The sequence below is a fragment of the Massilia glaciei genome, assembly GCF_003011895.2.
Classification (GTDB): Bacteria; Pseudomonadota; Gammaproteobacteria; order Burkholderiales; family Burkholderiaceae_D; genus Telluria_A; species Telluria_A glaciei.
Genome location: NZ_PXWF02000274.1, coordinates 1 through 19,854 on the forward strand (window position 1 = coordinate 1; position 19,854 = coordinate 19,854).

Here is a 19,854-nt window from a genome sequence, read left to right on the forward strand (position 1 = left end):
TAGATGTCCCTGCGTACAAACTGACTATCGGGAATTTTCCGCAGCTCCGATTACTCGCTTGGAACCGTCGTCCCACGGACACGATCACAGGCGAGGAAGCGTTTGGACTTTACGAAAACAACTGGCGTTTTGTCGATGAAGAGCATCTTGATCCGCAGGAGCGCATGTTGATCGACCAACTTACCAGGGCTTATGGCCACGGTCTAATGAATGTTTGAGCGTCCGCATCAGCTATTCACAAACTACTTGCCTCCTTAAATAATTCATTTTTTTCTAATTTGCCGCCCTGCCCTTAACGTCTACATTATGCCAAACCGTATTGCGCGGGGCGCGCTGACGGTCTATCCGTTCGTCAAAGCAGGATAAGTCGCAATGCTTCTACACCGCACCCGTCTTGTTCGGTCAATCATACCTTTCTGAAAAGAAATCCCGAGCCCCCTTCCGAACCGCGAAAGCATGCGCGTCGGGTGTTTGCAACAACTTCCACAGGGCTTGCTCTGTCGAATTTTCATCGAGCCACAAGAGCGCGGACTTCTCAAGCAGGATCTGAATGTCTTGGTAGCGATCCGACGTTGGCGCTTTTTGCGTAAAGTCGAGCAAGCGGTTGAGTTCGAATCTCTCATCGGCGCCAAGAACACTTTCAGCTCGGAATCTGAAATGGCATCTCGCTTCCGGCGGGCGCAATTCGTCGCCCAGCGCCTTGAGATAGATTCCAACATTGACATAGAAATTATCCGCATACGGCGACTTCTGGATATTCAGCACTTGAATCATACGGTCCAGATTGCGGTACCAGGTGGCGCCGGTTTTTTTGAAGCCACGCGCCTTCAACACCGGCGCGAGCTTTTGCGAAAATTCAATTAATAGTGGGTTCATCGAAGATGATTTGCAAAGAAAACGCGCATCCGACGCGATGCCAAAAAAATGGATGATCGCGTCGGCTCTGCAACCCGCGATTGCTGCAACACTAGCTGGTTTTAGCCGCAACCTTGGCCCGTGCCACATGCAATTTTTTGTAGCTGTCTGTTAGGCGATGGTGCCTGTCGAGGCCTTCCAGTTTCATGCTCGTTGGCGTCAAGCCGAAGAAGCGCACGCTGCCGTCCACTGAACCCATCGCTGCATCCATCCGAGGGTTGCCAAACATCCGGCGGAAATTGACCTCGTAATCGTCCAGTTCCAGGTCGTCGTCCAGCAGCACCTCCAGCACCACGTTCAAGGCTTGATAGAACAATCCGCGTTCGACCGTGTTGTCGTTGTACTGCAGGAAGGCGCCGACCAGCTCCTGCGCCTCCTCATGTTGCTGCAAGGCGAGATGAATCAACAGCTTCAACTCCAGAACGGTCAGCTGACCCCAGACCGTGTTCTCGTCAAATTCGATGCCGATCAATGTGGCGATGTCGGAGTAATCATCCAGCTCGCTGTTTTCCAAACGCTCCAGCAGGGCTTCCAAGCTGGCATCGTCCAGGCGATGCAAGTTAAGAATGTCGGCGCGGAACGACAGCGCTTTGTTTGTGTTGTCCCAGACCAGATCTTCAATCGGATAGACTTCCGAATAACCCGGCACCAGAATCCGGCAGGCGGCGGCGCCAAAATGGTCGTACACGGCCACGTAAACCTCTTTGCCCATGGTTTCGAGAATGCCGAACAAGGTCGCCGCTTCCTCGGTATTGGAATTTTCGCCTTGGCCGGAAAAATCCCACTCCACAAAATCGAAATCGGCTTTGGCGCTGAAAAAGCGCCAGGACACCACGCCGCTGGAATCGATGAAGTGTTCAACGAAGTTGTTTGGCTCGGTGACGGCGTTGCTTACGAAGGTCGGCCGAGGTAGATCGTTCAGGCCTTCAAAGCTGCGCCCCTGGAGCAATTCGGTAAGACTGCGTTCCAGCGCCACCTCAAAACTTGGGTGCGCGCCGAACGAGGCAAACACGCCGCCTGTCCGGGGGTTCATCAAGGTGACGCACATGACCGGGTACGCCCCGCCGAGCGATGCATCCTTCACCAGCACTGGAAAGCCCTGATCTTCCAGTGCCTGTATGCCGGCCAGAATGCCAGGGTATTTCGCCAGCACGTCGTGCGGCACGTCTGGCAATGCGATTTCGCCTTCCAGAATTTCGCGCTTGACCGCCCTTTCGAAAATTTCAGACAGGCACTGCACCTGCGCTTCGACAAGCGTGTTGCCGGCACTCATGCCATTGCTGCCGTAGAGGTTTTCAATCAGGTTCGACGGGAAAAACACCACCTCGCCATCCGACTGCCGCACATACGGCAGCGAACAGATGCCGCGCTTCGCATTGCCGGAGTTGGTGTCGTAGAGATGCGATCCGAACAAGTCGCCATCGGGATTGTAGATTTGCAGGCAGTACTCGTCCAGAATCTCCACCGGCAGCTTATCCTTGGCGCCCGGCTTGAACCAACGCTCGTTCGGGTAATGCACAAACGCCGCGTCGGCGATGTCTTCGCCCCAAAACTGACCGGCATAGAAATGATTGCAATTGAGCCGCTCGATGAACTCGCCCAACGCCGACGCCAAGGCGCTTTCCTTGGTTGAGCCCTTGCCATTGGTAAAGCACATCGGCGAGTGCGCGTCACGGATATGCAGCGACCACACGTTGGGAACGATATTGCGCCACGAAGCGATTTCAATCTTGATGCCCAAGTCCGCCAGCAAGCCCGACATATTGGCGATGGTTTGCTCCAGGGGGAGATCCTTGCCCGCGATATAGGTGCTCGCTTCCGAAGCCGGATTCAAGGTCAGCAAGGCCTGGGCATCAGCATCCAAATTCTCTACCACTTCAATCACAAACTCGGGTCCGGCTTGCACGACTTTTTTCACGGTGCAACGGTCGATCGAGCGCAAAATACCTTGGCGGTCTTTGTCGGAGATATCGGCCGGCAACTCAACCTGGATCTTGAAAATCTGCTGGTAGCGGTTTTCCGGATCAACAATATTGTTTTGGGAAAGACGGATATTTTCGGTGGGGATGTTGCGGGTGTCGCAGTACAACTTCACGAAATAAGCCGCACACAAGGCCGATGAGGCCAGAAAGTAATCGAACGGGCCAGGGGCCGAGCCGTCGCCCTTGTAGCGGATGGGCTGGTCGGCCACGACCGTGAAATCATCGAACTTGGCTTCAAGACGAAGCTTATCGAGAAAGTTGACCTTAATTTCCATGAGGGAATTCCAAAACCTAAAATTGATGTAGCCCCTATTATCCGTTGCTTTGGCCGTGCAGCAAAGGCCGTTGACCGGCCCCACGCCGCAAGCGAAGCAGCCAGTCGAGCAGCGGCGGCCGTCAGCTTTCGTTGAACACGGCTAAGGGAATGCGAAGGGCGACATGATACAGGTCCGGCGACGGTTGTCGGACTCGCGCGCAAGCCTGGCCTTGCTATCTCATCGCCAACTTGGCACGGATAAACAGCATGTAAGAGCTAAGACTCGAACCATAGATGCTGTCGAGCGCGGACGGCTTCGAATACGTGCTCACCAATGCGCCCGCGCCAAGCTTGACACCGCCGGCCACGTAAAAATCGTGGACGAAGCCGACGCTAAGCTTGCGTATCCTGAACCCCTAGCCGTGCAGCGGGTTATCCTCTTCATGAAACAGCTCATTTTTTTCGACGCTTTCGGCGCGCCCGAACAGTGTCGTGGCACCGCCAATGCGCACCGCCGACTCGAGCAGGAAACCGTCGGTCGCCATGCCGGGATCCTTGCTGTTGCGTCCCCACGCGAACGTCGTCTGCAGGGGCCGGTTGGCAACGTCTTGCTGGTAGCTGACCGAGGCGGTCGTGCGCTTGAGCGAGGTGTCGGGCTTGAGCAGCTCAGGGCTGTCGAGCCAACCGTGGCTTATCTGCAGCGCCCACTGGGGCGTTGGATTCCACGACAGCCGCGCCGAAGCTGAGTCAATCGGCCGCACCTCGAGGTTCCAGCGGTTTTGGTCCGGCTCCCTGCCATTGAACGCCGAAACCTCGGCTTTGACGTTGCCTCGGACATAGCCGACGGTCAGCACGCCAAACGTGATGTGGGTCGAGTCGAGCCAATGGTGTGTCAGCGGCGCCTCCGGATTGTCCATGCCCGAGAACCGGTGCATGAAGGCCGGCGGGCCAAGGGCCGGCTCGCCCGGCAGCCCGAAGTAGCCGAACACGGCGTCCTGCGGGCCGAGTCTGTGGCTGTAGCTCGCCGCAAGCTCCATCAGCAGGTCGTGCGGATGCTGGCGGTCGATCAATGGCGTGCGTCCGTCGGCGGTCTCGCCGGTCTGGAAGAGCAGCGGATAGCCGCCCTTCCCCATCGTCGCATCGAGCGACACCATTGCCCGAACGCCGAAAGTCCCGGTGTCGAGGGGGCGCTGCGCCATCACCATGAGCATGCTCTGGGAGAAGGTTTTGCTCGCCCCCCGCGGCCCCCCCTGGTTGTCGTAGACGGCGGTGGCAAAGCCGTGCCACATGAGCGTCCACGGCCCGTGCATGCCGTGGATTCCGTCAAGCGGCGTGATGTCTGGCTGCCAACTGGTGCCGGAGGCTTCGCGCAGCATGGGATAGGGGCCGAACATGCCCGGCATCCGAGCTCCCGTCATTGCCGGGTCCAGTTTGGGTTGTGGGCGCGGGCCGCTCGCGGCCTCGCGGCCATGCTCGTGTTGCGCGTGATCAGCGGGAGTCTGTGCTTGGGCACAGGCGGCAGGCATTCCAGCGGCAAGCCAGAGGGCGAGCCATGTCGAGAATAGTTTCATGTAACGTCCCTTTGGGTTGGAACTGCACTTTCCTCACTTTCAGACGGCCATCCATCGACCACTGCTGACACTGTAGCTTGGGGGCGATGCCGGGACGAGCCCGCACTTTTGGCCAGCATCACAGACTGCTCAAATGCTCCGATAAGCATGCGTGCCGGTACAAATCCGTCTTTTGGCCGGAGCGGCCGTGCTGGAGTTCAATTTCTTTTTGGCACAAGGCAAGTCCGGAGCGCGTTACACTTGGCATGTTTCGTTCAAGGTCCAGTCGATCCACATTTACTGATAAATGCATGCAGCCGATTCACGATTATTACGACAAGCTCGCCAAGGACTACGATCGCGACCGCTTTGATAATTCATACGGGCGCTATATAGACCAGATGGAAAGGCAGATCCTTCGCCGGTGGCTTGGCGGCACCGCCCCCGCCGGCGTGCTCGATGTCGGCTGCGGGACGGGACGGCTGCTCGAGTTCGCCATGAGCGGCGTGGATGCGTCGCGGGCGATGCTCGATGTCGCCGCCAGTAAATTCCCCGACCGGCTACTGCGGCAGGCCCGGCTTCCGGACCTCGGAGCTCCGCTGGCGCGCTACGACGCGGCAATCTGCTTCCATGTATTCATGCATCTGGACCAGGCGAGCATCGCGCAATCGCTGGCGGCGATCGCCGGGCAGGTGCGTGCCGGGGGAGTGTTAATCGTCGACATCCCATCCCGGCACAGGCGGGCGATGAATCGGCGGCGCCCCAGCCAATCGGGCTGGCATGGCGACACCGCCGCCACCGGCGCCGACATGGCGCGCTGGGCCGGTCCCGCCTGGCGCATCGCCGAGCGGCGCGGCATCTTGTTCTTCCCGATCCACCGACTGCCCTCCTTCGCGCGTCCCTTGCTGCGCGGACTCGACAGGCTGATCGGCTGCACTTGGCTGGCGCGCTACGCGTCATACCATGTGTACCGGCTCGAGCGCCAGCCATGAAGCTGCTGCGCAACTTGCTGCGGCAGGCCATGCCCCTCGCCACGCGGCAGACGCTTGCGCATGCGATGCGCCATTGGCGCGATCGCCGCCGCGGCGTGCTCCTGAAGCGCGCGCATAGCGGGGCCGATTTGCACGGCTACACACTGCAAGCCGAGGTCGTGCAGCCGGTCAGGCCGGGCGCCCTGTTCGAGAACAAGCTGCGCAACCTGGCCAAGGGCGCGAACGGCATCGATTTGTCCACGGTCGCACCCGGCCAGGTATGGTCATTCTGGTGTTATGTGGGCGAACCGAATGAACGCAATGGCTATGTGTATGGCCGCAACCTGGTCAACGGCCAGCTCACACGCCAATTGGGCGGTGGCCTGTGCCAGCTCTCGAGCATGCTTTACCATCTGGGTTTATTGGCGGGCATGCTCGTCGACGAGCGCCATCCGCACAGCATCGACATCTATCGGGAACACGAGCGTTTTACGCCGCTCGGCGCCGATGCCACCGTGGTCTGGGGATTCAAGGACCTGCGGCTGGTGAATCCGCATCCGGTCGACATCGTATTCCGCTGCCGGCTCGAGGGCCACTTTTTGAAAGGCTATGTCTACGCCAAGGGCAAGCTGCCGAAAATTGAACTAAGCTTTGCGCGTGAACAGCTTCAGCCGGACCGCGTGCTCGTCCGCACCCTCGTCAATAAGGCGCGGCACACAGAAACCATTTACGTGCAACGGCACCTGGATCTGGTCGCCTGACGCGCGCATCCCGCCGACGCGGCACGGCATTGCGGGACTCACCCTGCCGGCGCGCGTCCGATGCTGCGGGCATACCATTCATCGAGCGAAAACCGGCCGGCGCCATGGGTCGCCATCACCAGCCCGATCGCGATCAGCACGGCCGCCGGCCACCAGCCGCGCAAATCCTGGTGCCAGTGCACCATCGCACAGGCGACGACAAAGTTGAGCGCGCAAATCAATCCCGCCCAGCGCGTCAGGGCACCGAGCAGAAACGCCACGCCGCAGAAAAGCTGCCCCCACACGGACAAGGGCGCCATGAGCTCGGGATGAATGAATTTATTGGCTCGCAGGAAACCGACGAATTCCTGCATCCGCGCTGCGCTTTCAATGTTGTCCCAAACGCCGTGCAACAGAAATGCACCTGTCAGCAAACGCAGCAACAGAAAAGCGAGGTCGTCGCCCGCGCGCAGAAATGAAAGTTCAAGCCAGGCTGCGCGTGTCGGCATCGCGGTATTCCTTGCTGTATTCAGCGGGTTTCAGTCTTTCTCCGAAGATTCAATAATAGCCGAATTGCCTGGTAAAAATGGGATATTCGGATTTTGGACGTTCGCCCCCGTCTGCGTGGCCCATTGTGCGCTGGCGGTGTCGGCGCCTTGAATCCGGCACCGCGGCGTGTCGTAAAGCACGACATCGGAAGCCGTTACCGGCCTATCGTCCGGGTCGACCGCACGATTTTTTCGATCGCAGCCTTGACCAAGAGGATCCGCATGAATCCCCAATTAGAAGTGGCGTATACCCGTTTCGAACAACTCGGCAACGAGACGCTGCGCATGCTCCCCGGCGCCGGCATCGCCATCTTCATCCTCTTTCTTTTTGCCGCCCACTGGATCCGGAAATTCGTCCAGCACCTCAACGCCCGGCGCTTTCAACACAACCTTGTGCTGGTGCTCGGACGCATCGCGCAGTGGGGCATCATTTTGCTCGGTCTGCTGCTTGCCATCGCGATCGCGTTTCCCTCGTTCACCCCGGCGAACCTCATCAGCGCCCTGGGCATCACGGGGATCGCGATCGGTTTCGCCCTTCAAGGATATCTTTGAAAATTTCCTTGCCGGCATTCTGATCCTTGCGACCGAACCATTTCGCAACGACGACCAGATCATTTTCGGCGCTTTCGAGGGCACCGTCGAAAAGATCGAAACGCGCGCGACCATGATGCGCACCTACCGAAGAGACCGACGGCGATCGGCGGCGCCAGCGCGAGGGCTGGCCGCCACGGCCGGGCCAGGGGGGCGACCAGCCAACTGTCGCCCCAACAGGCCCCTAGGCCTCGCAGCGCAATGGCGTCGGCGCCCGCTCCGAATGCCGCGCGCAGCCCGCCGCGAGCGCCCGGCGCACCGGCCCCAGGCGTTCGGCGAGCAGCGCGCTATCGTGCGGGGCTGGAACGGTGCGCGCGCAAAGCTCGGCGATATAGTCGAGCTGCGCCAGCAGGTCGTGGTGCCGGCGCCCGTCCACGGCCAGGGAGCCGAGCGTCTCGATGGTGGCGATCATGCGCAGGATGACGGCGACATTGCCGCCGGCACTGCGCCGTATCTGGTCGAAGGCCTCGGCCAGCATGCCGGCGAAATCGGGCGAGACGGCCACGATTTTCAGTGCGCCCCCCGCGTGCCGGTAGGGCGAAGGGATCGCGCGGCGCGCCATCGAGGCGATGACCGCGCCAAGGTAGTCGAGGCACATGGCCGCCGTCGTCGAATCGTTGACCCCCGGCGACAGTGCCTTGAGCGCGACGTCGACGAGCTGGCGGACCCCGAATGCGGGATCCTGCTCGACGGTCCGGTAGGCGCTCACGGAAATCGTCTTGTGCAGCGCGCAGGCGCCGTCCCAGCCGGCCGCCGCCGCGCCGGAGATGGAGAATACGGGGGTGCCTTCAAGCACGAATTGCCCGACTGCGCGCTCCACCCTGACCATCAACCGCGATTCGCAGGCGATGCGCAGCAGCGCCTCGTGGTCGATGCTTTGCATATAGCCGCTCCTGGGCGCCAGCACCGGGATCCAGCACGCGCGCGCGACCGTCGCGGCGGCGGCCGCCGCCGCGGCCGACTCGCCCGTCAGGGCGTTGTCGTCCGGCACGGGGTAGATCGATTCGATGGCGGCGATGGTCTCTGCGGCGATATGGGCCAGGATGGTCGATGCCTGGATCGACAGCGCGATATGGTGGATGAAAACGATGAGCACGGCCACGCCGACGACGGCGAGCACCATCGCGACCGACACTGCAAGCACCGGGACGAACACGGTATCGTCCTGCCCGTGGACGCCGCGCAGGACGATGATGCAGTAGACGAAGATGCCGGCGAAAATGCCGATCGACGCCTGCGTGACGCGGCTGCGCATGAAGGTGCGCAGCACGCGCGAGCTGTACTGGCTCGAGGCGAGCGCCAGCGCGACGAGCGTCATCGAAAACACAATGCCGACGACCGAGATCATGGAGCCGGCGATGGTCGAGAGCATCGCGCGCGCGCCAGCGCCGCTGGCGCCGAACAGGCGGGGATAATTCTTCATCCATTCTTCGAGCGCGTTCTCGTCGAGGTGCGTGAGCGCGAACGCGAGGACGATCGCCAGCGTCAGGATCAGGTATGGCAAGAACCAAAAACTGGCGCGCATTTCATTCCAAATATGCCTCATACGGTACATGCCGTTCCTTTATGTGTGCGGATCAACTGAAATAGAACTGAAATAACGCCGGAATGCCGCGCGGCGGCGTCCGCCGCGGCCGCATCATGGCGCGACGCGCTCCCTCACATGGGCCAGCTCCAGGCGCAGTTGCGCGACCTCCGTCCTCAGCTCGCGCAAAGCCTGGGCCGTCGCGCCGTCGACGCCTTGCTCATGGTCGCGGCCGATAAAATACGTGGCGATCGTACCGGTCACATACCCGAACACGGCAAACGCGTAGATCGCCAGGAACATGCACAGCAGGCGCCCCTCGCCGGTGCGCGGCCAGTACTCGCTGCCCATGGTCGTCATCATCATCCCGGTCCACCAGAGCGCCGACCAAAAATCGTCGATCCCGTTGGCGGCGCCCGTACGGCCCTCGAAGTGGAGCATGCCTGCCGCGCCCGCCAGGGTTACGACCACGGTGAGCGACAGTACATAGCCGAAGCCGCGCCGCTGCATGGTGTCGCCGAGCGCGCGCATGCCGCGGTTGATCGAGGCCAGGATCCGCACCAGCGGCAAGCCGCGCAGGCGGGCCAAGCCGCGCAGCGCGCGGGCGAAACGCAGCACGCGCAATGCGGGAAGCAACAGCGCGATGGCCGTGAGCCAGTTCCTTTTTATATACACGAGCTTGCGCGGCGCCAGTGTCAGCCGCATCGCGAAGTCGGCGATGAACAGCGCCCAGATCAGGGTGGTGATGTTCTGGCCCGTCGCGTCCAAGCCGCGTGCCAGGTCCACGACCATCAGGCAAAGCCAGACGAGGCCCAGCAAGGCCATCGGCGTTTCGAGGAAATCGTTAATCTTGCGCAGGAGTTGGAGGCGATTGCGGTTGAGCGCGAAAGTGGTGCCGCGCGCCTCGCGCTCCTTGTTGGCGGTCTGATCGTCCTCCCGGGCATTTCCCATTGCGTCACCTTGTTGACTTGACCTATGGCCAGTATAGGACGGTTGGGAAATTGCCGGCGCGCGCAGCGGGCCTGAAAAACACCCAGGAAACACCCAGGCATCGGCCCGCGAAGACGGGGAGCGGGTGGCCGGCGAGGCTACCTTCGCTTGGCGCCTCGAAGAAATAGCGCAAGACCCACTTTGGCGGGCCGGGCCGCAATGCGAGCGCGGCGGCGTCGAGCCAGCGGCAGGCCCGACAGGATTCCCGGCCGGGATTACTTGGTGCAGGTCAGGCGCACGGAGGCGAATTCGTCGAAAAAACCCATTTTCTTGCTAATGTCCGGAACTTTTTGCCCCGGCTTGAACTGTCCGACCAGATCTTCGAACCGCTCGTTGTCGTAGACGGTCAAGGTGGCCTTGGGACCCATTTCGACGCTATCGACCCTGTCGTCCCAGTTCAGGCCGAACGGGCCGCTCATGTCGGCGAGCGACAGCGGCCCGGTCAGGACCAGTGTGTCGCCCGCGTAGTTGTTGGCCGAATGGATCCGTGCCCAGCAGCCGGAGCGCATCGAATTGTCTTTGGCGGCGACGTCGATTGGCACGAGCATGAATACCGCTGTCGGCACTGTGGCCCGGCCCGCGGCCGCCCCCGTTTGCCCGGCGGCGGCGCTGCCGCCCATGGAGGTTGCGCCCGGCTGCCGGGTGGTGTCGGCCGGCTGCCTCGTGGTATCGCTTGCCTGCCCCGCCCCCATGCCATCGGCCACGCCGAAGGCGGGGACGGCTGCCAGCATGGCCAGCAGTGTGAGTCGAGAAATGTGTTTAGTATGCATGATGCCCTCCGATTTGAATGCGGCGTCCGGCATCCAGAATGGATACCAATAGCACCTAGCAGCCTGTCGGACGTAATGGAAATCGGCTGCAAATCCGCCTGAGCGGTCCATATTCCGCCGCTTTTTTGGTCAATAGAATAACTATTGACCTTCAAAATCGTCGAAATCTGTCCTCGCTCAGCCGAATTTTCGCTTCGATTCTTTAAGTCCGACAGGCTGCTAGGTGTTTGGAGGACCATTGAGCCCGTTCAGTTCCAATACGAGCTGGACAGGGAGGGTACCGTTGCAAGAACCGATGCCGGGCCGCCCTGTCGGGGACAGGGTTTTCGCCATCCCGTTTTAGTGCGTCAAGCCGACGGAATCGTCAAACCGCGCGCCACGGCCGGGCGCGCCACGAACGCTTCGAGCGCACGCAACACGTTCGGGAAATCGCTGATGCCGACCAGATCGCCGGCCGCATAAAAATGGATCAGGTTATTAATCCAAGGAAAGATGGCGATGTCGGCGATCGTGTAGCTACCGCCCATGATCCAGGCGCGGCCCTTGAGCCGGTCGTTGAGCACCGCCAGCAGGCGCCGCGATTCGGCCGCGTAGCGCTCGCGCGGCCGCTTGTCCTCGTACTCCTTGCCCGCGAACTTGTGGAAGAACCCGAGCTGGCCGAACATCGGGCCGATGCCGCCCATCTGGAACATCACCCACTGGATGGTCTCGTAGCGGGCCGCCGCCTCCTTGGGCAGAAAGAGTCCCGTTTTTTCGGCCAGGTAGAGCAGGATCGCGCCGGACTCGAACAAGGCGAGCGGCTGACCATCGGGCCCGTTCGGATCGATGATGGCGGGAATTTTGTTGTTCGGATTGAGGGACAGGAACTCCGGTGAGAGCTGGTCGTTGGTCTCGAAGCTGAGCAGGTGCGGTTCGTACGCCACCCCGGTTTCTTCGAGCATGATCGATACCTTGACGCCGTTCGGGGTCGGCAAGGAATAGAGCTGGAGCCGCTCGGTATGCCGGGCGGGCCACTTTTTGGTGATCGGGAAGCAATTGAGGTCGGTCATGGGGGGCTCGCAGCGGTGAATGAGGCCCCGAGTCTAGCAAAGTATCCGTATGGCCGCTTTTCCAAGCCGCGATCTTGCAACCTTACTATTTTGCAACATTCTTGATGCCCGCATCGCCCGATTGACCGCCGGATCAGTGCAAGGAGGTGATCGCGTAGCCTTTTTCGGCGATTTGCTCGCCCAGATGCTCGATCTCGAAATCGGGCAGTTGATCGGCTTCATCGGCGATCTCAAAAGCCCTCGCCTCGATTTGCCATTCCGTGTTGGTGGCCTCTTCTGGAATGTTTCGGTCCTGCGGAACCGCCAGGTAGGAGAACTTGCCGTCGCCGTCGGCTCGCCGGTAAATATCAAAACGCATGATTTCTCCTGTATAAAATGCAAATTTGGCGTGTGCAACACCCGCCTCCACCAATGTAGTCCTCGGTATCGTTTCGGTCTGTTAGGTAGTTAACGTAAGGGCGCATGGCCCGGCCCTGCGCGTTCACCGCCCCGGATTACCGCCAAGGATACGTGCCGGCAACATCACAAGCGCGCGCAGGAGTTCGAACACGGCTTCGACGCCGATGCCGAGCAAACGGAAAGGCAGGCACAGCAGCCAAACCAGGGGATAGAGAACAAGCGCGAGCAGTGCCAGCGGCCAGCACAGGATGAATACAAGCAGCCACAGCATAAAACCCAGCATCACACACTCCTTGGAAACGACGTTTTGGATGTGTGTACTTTAGCGGGCGGCGGGAGGCGTAGCAATCGGCACGCGATCAACGGTGCCGTGCGCCGATGAACCGGCAGTTTGGGATGATGAACGGGCGTTTGCGCCGATGAACACTGCGTCGCGATGGCGTGTTTATTGTCCGACGCAAATGATCTTGGTCTGGTATTCGTGCGCGCCGGCCTTCTTGGAGCCGGCCCAATCGATCACTTCCTGGGCTTGCGCAACCGTCATGATGGTCGCTTTATCCTTGTTCTTGATGAAGGAGACGCCTTCGAATTTGCCTTCTTTGCTACGCATCACTTTGGCGAAGACGGGCGGTTTGCTGCCGTCGTCGCTGATTTTGTTTTGCTGGACGAGGTAGCGCTGGTCGATGTTTTCCATGGGGGTATATAGAATGAATTGGATCAATGCGCCATTTTAAAGCCTGCGCGCGCTCGGCGTCGGAAATTCAGGTGTAACTGGCAACGTCTCCGGCGGGCCGCGGCGCCCCCGGCACCACCTCGGCCCGCAACGCCGTTTGTAGCGCAGCGATCGACGCGCCGGCGCGGTACGCGAACGCCAATTGCAATGTCTGGCCGGCGCGCACCTGCACCGGGTTTTCCAGCGGCACCGTCATGTAGTCGTTGAGCCAGTCGATGGTGCTCGAACGCGCCTGCACGACCGCCAGAATGTTTTTGCCGATGAAGCGAAGCGCGTTGACGACCCCGTCCTTGTCGACCACCATGCTGCCCTCCCAGGCGATGCGCAACTCGTTGGCCTGGCTGAAGTCGACGATGCTGTAGACCACCGGCCCGGCCAGTTCGAGCGTGCCGGGATGCGCCACGCCGGTTTGCTGGAACTGCACGATGGGCGCGTAGAAACCTTCGAAATGGTACTCCTGTTGCACGGGCTGGACGGCCATGATGACGGCCTCCGGCAGGAACACCGGCAGGCTGCCGCCGAAGTGCGCCAGGTAGCGCCGCTTAAACGATTCGATCAGCTCAAGCTGCTTTTCGCGCAGCAGGCCGACGTGGAGCATCTCGCAAATGACCAGATCCACCGGCTCGGGCGGCAGGTATTCGAAGGCGTCGGCGTGGATCACCTGCACGCGTTGGCCATCCGGGTTCAGCGCCAGCGATTTGCGCGAGGCGGCGACCAGGTCGGGGTTGAATTCCACACAGTAGACCCTGGCGGCCTTGGCCGCGGCGAACCACGACAGCACGCCGGTGCCGCCACCGAGTTCGAGCACCACGGCGCCGGGTCGCACCGCGTAATCGATCGCCGCCTTGAAACCGCGCATGCGCTGCTGGTCCATCAACATGTTGTGGTGGTAGTGGGCGGGGATGAATTGCCCCAGATAGCAGCTTTCGATCTCCTGTTCCTCGAGCATGGCCTTACCTTACCTTCCCTTCCCTTCGATTCGCGCCGCGCCCCCTGCCCTGCGCAAGCCGGGCGGTGCAGGCTTAGCCATTATGGACAGGACGGGCGCGCGGGGAAGCGGCGAGCTCGTGGCCGTTCACCCGCCAGTTCGCCGATTGCCCGCCGTTCCGCGATTTGTTCAAAAATCCAAGCCGCCTTGGCGCGCGATCTTGAACAAATCGAAGAAGTTGTCGGTCGTTTGCTGCGCGACCTGGCGCAGCGGCACGCCTTTGAGGTCGGCGAGGTACTCGGCGACATGGCACACGAAGCCCGGCTCGTTCACCTTGCCGCGGTGCGGAACCGGGGCCAGGTAGGGCGAATCGGTCTCGATCAGGATCCGCTCGAGCGGCACGGCGCGGGCGACGGCCTGCAGTTCCTTGGCGCTTTTAAACGTCACGATGCCCGAAAACGAGATGTAGAAACCCATCGCGATGGCCGCCTCGGCCACCTCGAGCGACTCGGTGAAGCAATGCATTACCCCGGCCACGCCGCCCTTGTCGGTGCCGGCGCCCTCCTCCCGCATGATGCGGATGGTGTCGGCGCTCGACGCGCGGGTGTGGATGATCAGGGGCTTGCGGGTTTGCCTCGAGGCCCGGATGTGCACACGGAAACGCTCGCGTTGCCATTCGAGGTCGCCCTCGAGGCGGTAGTAGTCGAGCCCTGTTTCGCCGATCGCGACGATCTTCGGATGCGCGGACAGGGCCACGAGTTGTTCAACATCGGGCTCGGGCGTGTCTTCGTAGTCGGGGTGCACCCCGACCGAGGCGAAAATGTGCGGGTACTGTTCGGCCAGCGCGAGCACTTGCGGGAACTCGGGCAGATTGACCGAGACGCACAGCGCATGCGTGACCTTGTTCTCGGCCATTTTGGCCAGAATTTCGGGCATGCGCGCCGCCAGCTCGGGGAAATTGATGTGGCAATGGGAGTCGATATACATGCAGGCATTGTACGCGAGCAGGCAAAAACACGGTGGCGGGCGGGCCGCCCGGGGCCCGTCCGGGCCGCCTCAGCCGACGCGTTTGCCGAGGATGATCAGGTCGCGTTCGATGCCGTCGAGATTGGCCACGCGTGGCAGCTTGGCCCAGCTCTCAAAGCCGAACCTGGCGAACAGTCCCAGGCTAGGCGCATTGTGGCCAAAGATGAATCCCAACAAGGTGTGCACCGCGATTTCGGGCGCGAAGGCGATCGCCTGTTCCAGGCAATAGCATCCGATGCCCTTGCCGCGCGACGCCTCGTCGATATAGATCGACAGTTCCGCCGTGCCCGAATAGGCGGGCCGCCCGTAGAAATTGGAATACGACATCCAGCCGAGCACGGCCGGCGCGGCCGAATCGTCATCGGCCGCGTGGATCACCCATAGAGGCCGGCGTCCGGGCGTGTGCTCGTCGAACCACTGTTGGCGCGAGGCGGCCGACACCGGCTCGGTGTCGGCCGTCACTTCGCGCGAGGCGACCGTGGAGTTGTAGATGTGGACGATCCGGGCCAGGTCTTCCTGGCGGGCATTGCGGTGGACGAAGGAAGGCATGGTGGCGCAAAAACCTGAACAAAAGAACGTGGACGAAAGCTTGCTGGGGGACGGGCAGCGTGTGGGTCGCTTAGAGCGTGTGGGTCGCGCGCGAGGAGCGCAGCGCGGCGCCCAACACCTCTTCGATGCGCAAGCGGGCGCGCTGGCCCGTCTCGTCGTCGGGGAAATGCACGCCGATGCCCTGCACCTTGTTGTTGTTGGCGCCGGCCGGCGTGATCCAGGCGACCTTGCCCGCGATCGGGTATTTGTTCGGGTCGTCCATGAGCGACAGGATCAGGTAGATCTCGTCGCCGATCTTGTAGGTTTTTGGGGTCGGCACGAACATCCCGCCGCACTTCAGAAATGGCATGTAGGCCGCGTACAGGGCGGCCTTTTCTTTGATCGCCAGCGACAACACCGACGGCCGAACGGGCGCCGGTGCATTCGGGTCAACGGGTCTGCCACTCATCTAAATCCTTTCAGGTACAGCATGCAATGTAGTCGAGTAACAATTCTTCGACGAACAACTTGGGTGACAAGGGATGGTCCGCGATGGCCCGCCTGTCGTTGGCGCTCTTGATCGCGCGCATCAGTTTGGCCGTGTGGACCTTGGCCGACAGGGCGGCGAGCTCGCTTTGATAACGCGGATAATATCTAATCTTACCCGACAGTTTGTATGAAAGCACGTCGTACAGCCAACGTTGTTGCCACGAGACAAGTGACGCCAGCGGCGCCTTCATGAGTTTCTCCGCCGCCTTGAGCGCGTTGTCGACATTCGGGCGCGCCAGAACTTGTAGGAACGCCTCCATGTCGTCGCGGTTGCCGGTCTCGGCCTGGGCCAGCGCGGCCAGCGGCGCGCCGCCCTGTTCGCGCAGCCAGCTGTCGGCGTCGGCCAGGCCCTGCTCCTTGAGCCACAGCAGGGCGGCACCGTGGTCGGGCATCGGCAGAGCGAATTTGCGGCAGCGCGACAAGATGGTCGGCAGCAGGCGGTCGATGCCGTTGGTCGCGACCAGGAACACGGTTCCCGGCGGCGGCTCCTCGAGCGTCTTGAGCAAGGCGTTCGAGGCGTGCACGTTGAGCGCCTCGGCCGGATAGAGCACGACCACGCGCAGGCCCTGGCGGTGGGTCGAGATGTTCATGAAGTCGGCCAGGTTGCGGATCTGTTCGATCTTGATCTCGCGCGACGGCGCCTTGGTCGACTTCGATTTTTTGCCCGTGCCGCCGGTGTCGGCGTCGGCGCCCTCCTCGCCCTCGGGCGGCTCGTCCTCCAGCGCCTCGGGGCGCACCCGGCGGTAGTCCGGATGGTTGTGCTGCGAGAACCAGCCGCAGGACACGCACGCGCCGCAGGCGTGGCCATCGGCTTGCACGTTTTCGCACAGCAAGGACTGGGCGAAGCATTCGATGAAGTCCGACTTGCCGCTGCCGGCCGTGCCATGGAACAGGATCGCGTGCGGCATGCGCTCGCGCAGCAGTTGCAACTGTTGCCAGGCCGCGGCTTGCCAGGGGTAGATTGAAGTAGCCATGGCGCCGCCTACAACAGGTGCTCGAGGATGCCGGCGAGCCGGGCCCGGGTTGCCTCGATGCTTTGGGTCGAATCGATCACAGTGATCCGGCTTGGAAACTGCGCGGCGCGGCGCAGGTATTCGCCGCGGCAGGCCGCGAAAAAATCGGCCTGTTCCTGCTCGAACTTGTCGAGCGTGCGGGTGGCGTCGAGCCGCGCGCGGGCGACCTCGAGCGGCACATCGAACAGCAAGGTCAGGTCGGGCTGGAGCGCGGGATGGACCCAGTGCTCGAGCACCTCCATCTTGGCGCGGTCGAGTCCGCGCCCGCCGCCCTGGTAGGCGAAACTGGCGTCGGTGAAACGGTCGGAGATGACCCAGTCGCCGCGCGCTAGCGCCGGCGCGATGACCTGCGCGATGTGCTCGCGCCGGCTTGCGAACATGAGCAGGGCTTCGGTTTCGAGATGCATTTTTTGGTGCAGGAGCAACTCGCGCAATTTTTCGCCGAGCTCGGTGCCGCCCGGCTCGCGCGACGACACGACGGTTTTTCCGCGCGCGCCGAGCAATTCGGCCACGTACGCGATGTGGGTCGATTTTCCGGCCCCGTCGATGCCCTCGAAGCTGATGAACCTGCCGCGTGCCGCCTTGTTGTTTGGTCTGTCCTGGGTCATGGAACGTCGGTGGCCTATCGTTGGTATTTGTTCACTGCGCGGTTGTGGTCGGGCAGGTTGTCGGAGAAATGGCTGGTGCCGTCGCCGCGCGAAACGAAGTACAGGGCCATGGTTTTTTCGGGGCCGAGCGCGGCGGCCAGCGATTCGCGTCCGGGCAGCGCGATCGGGGTCGGCGGCAGTCCGGCGCGGGTGTAGGTATTGTAGGGCGTGTCGGTCTCGAGGTCGCGCTTGCGGATCTTGCCGGCGTACTTGGTGCCCATGCCGTAGATGACGGTCGGGTCGGTCTGGAGCAGCATGCCGTTGCGCAGCCGGTTGACGAACACGCCGGCGATGCGCGAGCGCTCCGATTTCTGGCCGGTTTCCTTCTCGACGATCGAGGCCATGATCAGCGCCTGGTAGGGCGTCTTGTACGGCAGGCTGGCGTCGCGCTTGGCCCAGGCCTCGTCGAGCTGGCGCTTGAGCAGCGCGTACGACTGCTTGTATATCTGCAGGTCGCTCGCGCCCTTGGCGAAAAGATAAGTGTCCGGAAAGAACAGGCCTTCGGGATGCTTGTAGTCGTCGCTGATGCGCGCCAGCAGCATGTCGTCGGGCAGCTCGCTGGTGTCGTGCTTGAGCCCCGGGTGGGCCGCGATGGCGGCGCGCATCTGGCGGAAGGTCCAGCCCTCGATGATGGTCAGCGACTCCTGGGCGAATTCGCCGCGCACCAGCTGGTCGAGCAGGCGCAGCGGCGTGGTGCCCGGTTTCAGGTCGTAGCTGCCGGCCTTGATCTTGCCGCTCTTTTGCGTCAGGCGCGCCAGCAGCGAGAACAGCGTCGGGCTGATGTTGGCGCCGCCGGCGATCATCGATTGGCCGGCCATGGCGACGCTGCTGCCAGGCTCGACCGTGAATTCGACGGCCGGGCCCTCGGCGAAGACCGGGGTCTTGGCCCAGTGGCTGAATCCGGCCGCGGCCGCGGCGGACCCGAGGACGGTTATAAGCAGTAGTTTTTTTATGAAAGCCATACTCTGTGTTCGTGGTTTTGGGGGCGGCTCGGCGCGTTTTTCTCGACAACCCTATAATGAGCCCGTAATGATAAAGCTTATGGCGGGAAAAATTCGGAATTTATGAAAAACTGGAACGATTATCTCCTCGCCATGGGCGGGCGTGCCGCGGCCGGCGCCGTCGAAGGCCAGCCTTTGGCGCTTTGCGATTTCGGTCAGGCAGTTGGAGTCGCCTCGCTCGCCGATGGTTTCGTCGCCCCGATCACCGACATGGGACTGATCGCCGTCAGCGGCGAAGACGCCGCCCGGTTCCTGCACGGGCAACTGACCAACGACGTCGAGCACCTGCCGCCCGACCAGGCGCGGCTGGCCGGCTACTGCACCCCCAAGGGGCGTTTGCAGGCAAGTTTTCTCATGTGGCGCGACAGCGGGACGATCTTCCTGCAGTTGCCGCGCGCAATCCAGGCGCCGCTGCAAAAGCGGCTCGCGATGTTCGTCATGCGCGCCAAGGCCAAGCTGGCCGACGCCACCGACGCGCCCGCCAACGCCGCCGTGATCGGCATCGGCGGCGCCAAGGGCGGCGCCGTCCTCGAGCAACTCGCCGGCACCCTGCCCCCTATGCCCTACGGCAAGGTCGAGGGCCCCGCCGGCACCGTGATCCGCCTCGCCGACGCGCTCGGCGCGCCGCGCTACCAATGGCTCACCAGCGCCGAAACGGCGCGGGCGGCGTGGCCGGCGCTGTCGTCGCGGCTCGCCGTCGGCGGCAACGACGCCTGGCAGTTGTCGTCGATCCACGCCGGGGTGCCGACCATCACCGCAAAGACGCAGGAACAGTTCGTGCCCCAAATGATCAACTTCGAGTTGCTCGGCGCGGTCAACTTCAAGAAAGGCTGCTACCCCGGCCAGGAGATCGTCGCGCGCAGCCAGTACCTTGGCAAGCTCAAGCGTCGGGCCGTGCTGGCCGGCATCGATGGCGCGCCCGCCCACGCGGGCGACGAGGTGTTCGCCGCGTCCGACCCGGGCCAGCCGAGCGGCATGGTGGTCAACGCCGCGCCCAATGGCGCCGGCGGCACCGATGTGCTCGTCGAGATCAAACTGGCCGCGATGGAACAAGGCGACCTGCACCTCGGCTCGGCCACCGGTGCGGCGCTGCGGATCATGCCGATGCCCTACGCGCTGGACGCCCTAGAGTTGTAGCGCGAT

General features: G+C 62.2%; 23 protein-coding genes and 1 pseudogene. 6 read left to right on the forward strand and 18 right to left on the reverse strand.

The genetic code is table 11. From position 1 onward, the window contains the following. The coding region (locus C7C56_RS29425; RefSeq protein ID WP_307719068.1) for a hypothetical protein at nt 1-218 on the forward strand (218 nt) is incomplete at its 5' end. 184 nt (nt 219-402) lie between these two features. Here C7C56_RS29425 and C7C56_RS20160 read toward each other — a convergent pair. The 3 genes from C7C56_RS20160 to C7C56_RS20170 form a co-directional block, all read right to left on the reverse strand. Next, a complete protein-coding gene (locus tag C7C56_RS20160) occupies nt 403-1,005 on the reverse strand; it encodes a DUF4304 domain-containing protein (protein ID WP_106759157.1) in 603 nt (200 codons plus the stop codon). Further along, nucleotides 968-3,172 carry an OsmC domain/YcaO domain-containing protein gene (locus tag C7C56_RS20165; RefSeq protein ID WP_106759158.1) on the reverse strand — a complete coding sequence of 735 codons (2,205 nt, stop codon included), beginning with the start codon at nt 3,170-3,172 and terminating at the stop codon, nt 968-970. The genes C7C56_RS20160 and C7C56_RS20165 overlap by 38 nt, the downstream gene beginning before the upstream one ends. Before the next feature lie 397 nt (nt 3,173-3,569). Further along, nucleotides 3,570-4,724 (reverse strand): hypothetical protein, encoded by a 1,155-nt coding sequence (locus C7C56_RS20170; RefSeq protein WP_146204573.1) that lies wholly within the window; start codon nt 4,722-4,724, stop codon nt 3,570-3,572. A 290-nt stretch (nt 4,725-5,014) separates the two neighbouring features. Here C7C56_RS20170 and C7C56_RS20175 point away from each other — a divergent pair, with 290 nt between their 5' ends. Then, on the forward strand, nt 5,015-5,695 hold the full coding sequence (locus C7C56_RS20175) for a class I SAM-dependent DNA methyltransferase (protein WP_181373265.1): 681 nt from the start codon (nt 5,015-5,017) through the stop codon (nt 5,693-5,695). Next, nucleotides 5,692-6,435 carry a VanW family protein gene (locus C7C56_RS20180; protein WP_106759161.1) on the forward strand — a complete coding sequence of 248 codons (744 nt, stop codon included), beginning with the start codon at nt 5,692-5,694 and terminating at the stop codon, nt 6,433-6,435. Before C7C56_RS20175 ends, C7C56_RS20180 begins: the two co-directional genes overlap by 4 nt. Nucleotides 6,436-6,473: 38 nt before the next feature. Here the strand turns inward: C7C56_RS20180 and C7C56_RS20185 are convergent, their stop codons facing one another. Next, nucleotides 6,474-6,923: a DoxX family protein gene (locus C7C56_RS20185; protein ID WP_106759162.1), complete on the reverse strand. Its 450-nt coding sequence runs from the start codon at nt 6,921-6,923 to the stop codon at nt 6,474-6,476. A 147-nt stretch (nt 6,924-7,070) separates the two neighbouring features. Here C7C56_RS20185 and C7C56_RS20190 point away from each other — a divergent pair, with 147 nt between their 5' ends. Further along, on the forward strand, nt 7,071-7,514 hold the full coding sequence (locus tag C7C56_RS20190) for a hypothetical protein (protein ID WP_229458886.1): 444 nt from the start codon (nt 7,071-7,073) through the stop codon (nt 7,512-7,514). 22 nt (nt 7,515-7,536) lie between these two features. Next, a pseudogene (locus tag C7C56_RS30775) lies at nt 7,537-7,584 on the forward strand (hypothetical protein); the annotation flags it as partial. 153 nt (nt 7,585-7,737) lie between these two features. Here C7C56_RS30775 and C7C56_RS20195 read toward each other — a convergent pair. From C7C56_RS20195 to mltG, 14 genes are all read right to left on the reverse strand, one after another. Then, nucleotides 7,738-9,078, reverse strand: coding sequence for a DUF2254 domain-containing protein (locus C7C56_RS20195; protein WP_181373266.1), 1,341 nt, complete (start codon nt 9,076-9,078; stop codon nt 7,738-7,740). A 114-nt stretch (nt 9,079-9,192) separates the two neighbouring features. Further along, on the reverse strand, nt 9,193-10,029 hold the full coding sequence (locus C7C56_RS20200; RefSeq protein WP_181373267.1) for a potassium channel family protein: 837 nt from the start codon (nt 10,027-10,029) through the stop codon (nt 9,193-9,195). Nucleotides 10,030-10,283: 254 nt separating this feature from the next. After that, nucleotides 10,284-10,838, reverse strand: a complete 555-nt coding sequence (locus C7C56_RS20205; protein WP_181373268.1) for a beta/gamma crystallin domain-containing protein — start codon at nt 10,836-10,838, stop codon at nt 10,284-10,286. A 347-nt stretch (nt 10,839-11,185) separates the two neighbouring features. Continuing rightward, nucleotides 11,186-11,887 carry a glutathione S-transferase N-terminal domain-containing protein gene (locus C7C56_RS20210; RefSeq protein ID WP_106759165.1) on the reverse strand — a complete coding sequence of 234 codons (702 nt, stop codon included), beginning with the start codon at nt 11,885-11,887 and terminating at the stop codon, nt 11,186-11,188. 133 nt (nt 11,888-12,020) lie between these two features. Then, on the reverse strand, nt 12,021-12,245 hold the full coding sequence (locus C7C56_RS20215; RefSeq protein ID WP_106759166.1) for a DUF6139 family protein: 225 nt from the start codon (nt 12,243-12,245) through the stop codon (nt 12,021-12,023). A gap of 123 nt (nt 12,246-12,368) precedes the next feature. Beyond that, entirely contained in the window at nt 12,369-12,569 is a 201-nt protein-coding gene (locus C7C56_RS20220) for a hypothetical protein (RefSeq protein ID WP_106759167.1), read from the reverse strand. 162 nt (nt 12,570-12,731) lie between these two features. Further along, nucleotides 12,732-12,980 carry a hypothetical protein gene (locus C7C56_RS20225; RefSeq protein ID WP_106759168.1) on the reverse strand — a complete coding sequence of 83 codons (249 nt, stop codon included), beginning with the start codon at nt 12,978-12,980 and terminating at the stop codon, nt 12,732-12,734. Between the two features lie 67 nt (nt 12,981-13,047). Beyond that, nucleotides 13,048-13,968, reverse strand: a complete 921-nt coding sequence (locus tag C7C56_RS20230) for a class I SAM-dependent methyltransferase (RefSeq protein ID WP_106759169.1) — start codon at nt 13,966-13,968, stop codon at nt 13,048-13,050. A 168-nt stretch (nt 13,969-14,136) separates the two neighbouring features. Beyond that, nucleotides 14,137-14,934: a TatD family hydrolase gene (locus tag C7C56_RS20235; protein ID WP_106759170.1), complete on the reverse strand. Its 798-nt coding sequence runs from the start codon at nt 14,932-14,934 to the stop codon at nt 14,137-14,139. Nucleotides 14,935-15,003: 69 nt separating this feature from the next. After that, nucleotides 15,004-15,522, reverse strand: coding sequence for a GNAT family N-acetyltransferase (locus C7C56_RS20240; protein WP_106759171.1), 519 nt, complete (start codon nt 15,520-15,522; stop codon nt 15,004-15,006). 70 nt (nt 15,523-15,592) lie between these two features. Continuing rightward, nucleotides 15,593-15,970 carry a PilZ domain-containing protein gene (locus tag C7C56_RS20245; protein WP_106759172.1) on the reverse strand — a complete coding sequence of 126 codons (378 nt, stop codon included), beginning with the start codon at nt 15,968-15,970 and terminating at the stop codon, nt 15,593-15,595. A 10-nt stretch (nt 15,971-15,980) separates the two neighbouring features. Then, a complete protein-coding gene (locus C7C56_RS20250; RefSeq protein WP_106759173.1) occupies nt 15,981-17,024 on the reverse strand; it encodes a DNA polymerase III subunit delta' in 1,044 nt (347 codons plus the stop codon). An 8-nt stretch (nt 17,025-17,032) separates the two neighbouring features. Next, nucleotides 17,033-17,671, reverse strand: coding sequence for a dTMP kinase (tmk, locus tag C7C56_RS20255; protein ID WP_106759174.1), 639 nt, complete (start codon nt 17,669-17,671; stop codon nt 17,033-17,035). Between the two features lie 14 nt (nt 17,672-17,685). Then, nucleotides 17,686-18,672, reverse strand: a complete 987-nt coding sequence (mltG, locus tag C7C56_RS20260) for an endolytic transglycosylase MltG (RefSeq protein ID WP_106759175.1) — start codon at nt 18,670-18,672, stop codon at nt 17,686-17,688. A 102-nt stretch (nt 18,673-18,774) separates the two neighbouring features. On the opposite strand from mltG, the gene ygfZ reads away from it, so the two are divergent. Next, a complete protein-coding gene (ygfZ, locus tag C7C56_RS20265; RefSeq protein WP_106759176.1) occupies nt 18,775-19,848 on the forward strand; it encodes a CAF17-like 4Fe-4S cluster assembly/insertion protein YgfZ in 1,074 nt (357 codons plus the stop codon). Nucleotides 19,849-19,854: the final 6 nt, after the last annotated feature.

Bases quoted from the DNA above. Each gene is read 5' to 3' on its own strand.
- C7C56_RS20160 (WP_106759157.1), bottom strand. From the start codon at position 1,005: ATGTGGCACGGGCCAAGGTTGCGGCTAAAACCAGCTAGTGTTGCAGCA.
- C7C56_RS20165 (WP_106759158.1), bottom strand. From the start codon at position 3,172: ATGGAAATTAAGGTCAACTTTCTCGATAAGCTTCGTCTTGAAGCCAAG.
- C7C56_RS20170 (WP_146204573.1), bottom strand. From the start codon at position 4,724: ATGAAACTATTCTCGACATGGCTCGCCCTCTGGCTTGCCGCTGGAATG.
- C7C56_RS20175 (WP_181373265.1), top strand. From the start codon at position 5,015: ATGCAGCCGATTCACGATTATTACGACAAGCTCGCCAAGGACTACGAT.
- C7C56_RS20180 (WP_106759161.1), top strand. From the start codon at position 5,692: ATGAAGCTGCTGCGCAACTTGCTGCGGCAGGCCATGCCCCTCGCCACG.
- C7C56_RS20185 (WP_106759162.1), bottom strand. From the start codon at position 6,923: ATGCCGACACGCGCAGCCTGGCTTGAACTTTCATTTCTGCGCGCGGGC.
- C7C56_RS20195 (WP_181373266.1), bottom strand. From the start codon at position 9,078: ATGCGCGCCAGTTTTTGGTTCTTGCCATACCTGATCCTGACGCTGGCG.
- C7C56_RS20200 (WP_181373267.1), bottom strand. From the start codon at position 10,029: ATGGGAAATGCCCGGGAGGACGATCAGACCGCCAACAAGGAGCGCGAG.
- C7C56_RS20205 (WP_181373268.1), bottom strand. From the start codon at position 10,838: ATGCATACTAAACACATTTCTCGACTCACACTGCTGGCCATGCTGGCA.
- C7C56_RS20210 (WP_106759165.1), bottom strand. From the start codon at position 11,887: ATGACCGACCTCAATTGCTTCCCGATCACCAAAAAGTGGCCCGCCCGG.
- C7C56_RS20215 (WP_106759166.1), bottom strand. From the start codon at position 12,245: ATGCGTTTTGATATTTACCGGCGAGCCGACGGCGACGGCAAGTTCTCC.
- C7C56_RS20220 (WP_106759167.1), bottom strand. From the start codon at position 12,569: ATGCTGGGTTTTATGCTGTGGCTGCTTGTATTCATCCTGTGCTGGCCG.
- C7C56_RS20225 (WP_106759168.1), bottom strand. From the start codon at position 12,980: ATGGAAAACATCGACCAGCGCTACCTCGTCCAGCAAAACAAAATCAGC.
- C7C56_RS20230 (WP_106759169.1), bottom strand. From the start codon at position 13,968: ATGCTCGAGGAACAGGAGATCGAAAGCTGCTATCTGGGGCAATTCATC.
- C7C56_RS20235 (WP_106759170.1), bottom strand. From the start codon at position 14,934: ATGTATATCGACTCCCATTGCCACATCAATTTCCCCGAGCTGGCGGCG.
- C7C56_RS20240 (WP_106759171.1), bottom strand. From the start codon at position 15,522: ATGCCTTCCTTCGTCCACCGCAATGCCCGCCAGGAAGACCTGGCCCGG.
- C7C56_RS20245 (WP_106759172.1), bottom strand. From the start codon at position 15,970: ATGAGTGGCAGACCCGTTGACCCGAATGCACCGGCGCCCGTTCGGCCG.
- C7C56_RS20250 (WP_106759173.1), bottom strand. From the start codon at position 17,024: ATGGCTACTTCAATCTACCCCTGGCAAGCCGCGGCCTGGCAACAGTTG.
- tmk (WP_106759174.1), bottom strand. From the start codon at position 17,671: ATGACCCAGGACAGACCAAACAACAAGGCGGCACGCGGCAGGTTCATC.
- mltG (WP_106759175.1), bottom strand. From the start codon at position 18,672: ATGGCTTTCATAAAAAAACTACTGCTTATAACCGTCCTCGGGTCCGCC.
- ygfZ (WP_106759176.1), top strand. From the start codon at position 18,775: ATGAAAAACTGGAACGATTATCTCCTCGCCATGGGCGGGCGTGCCGCG.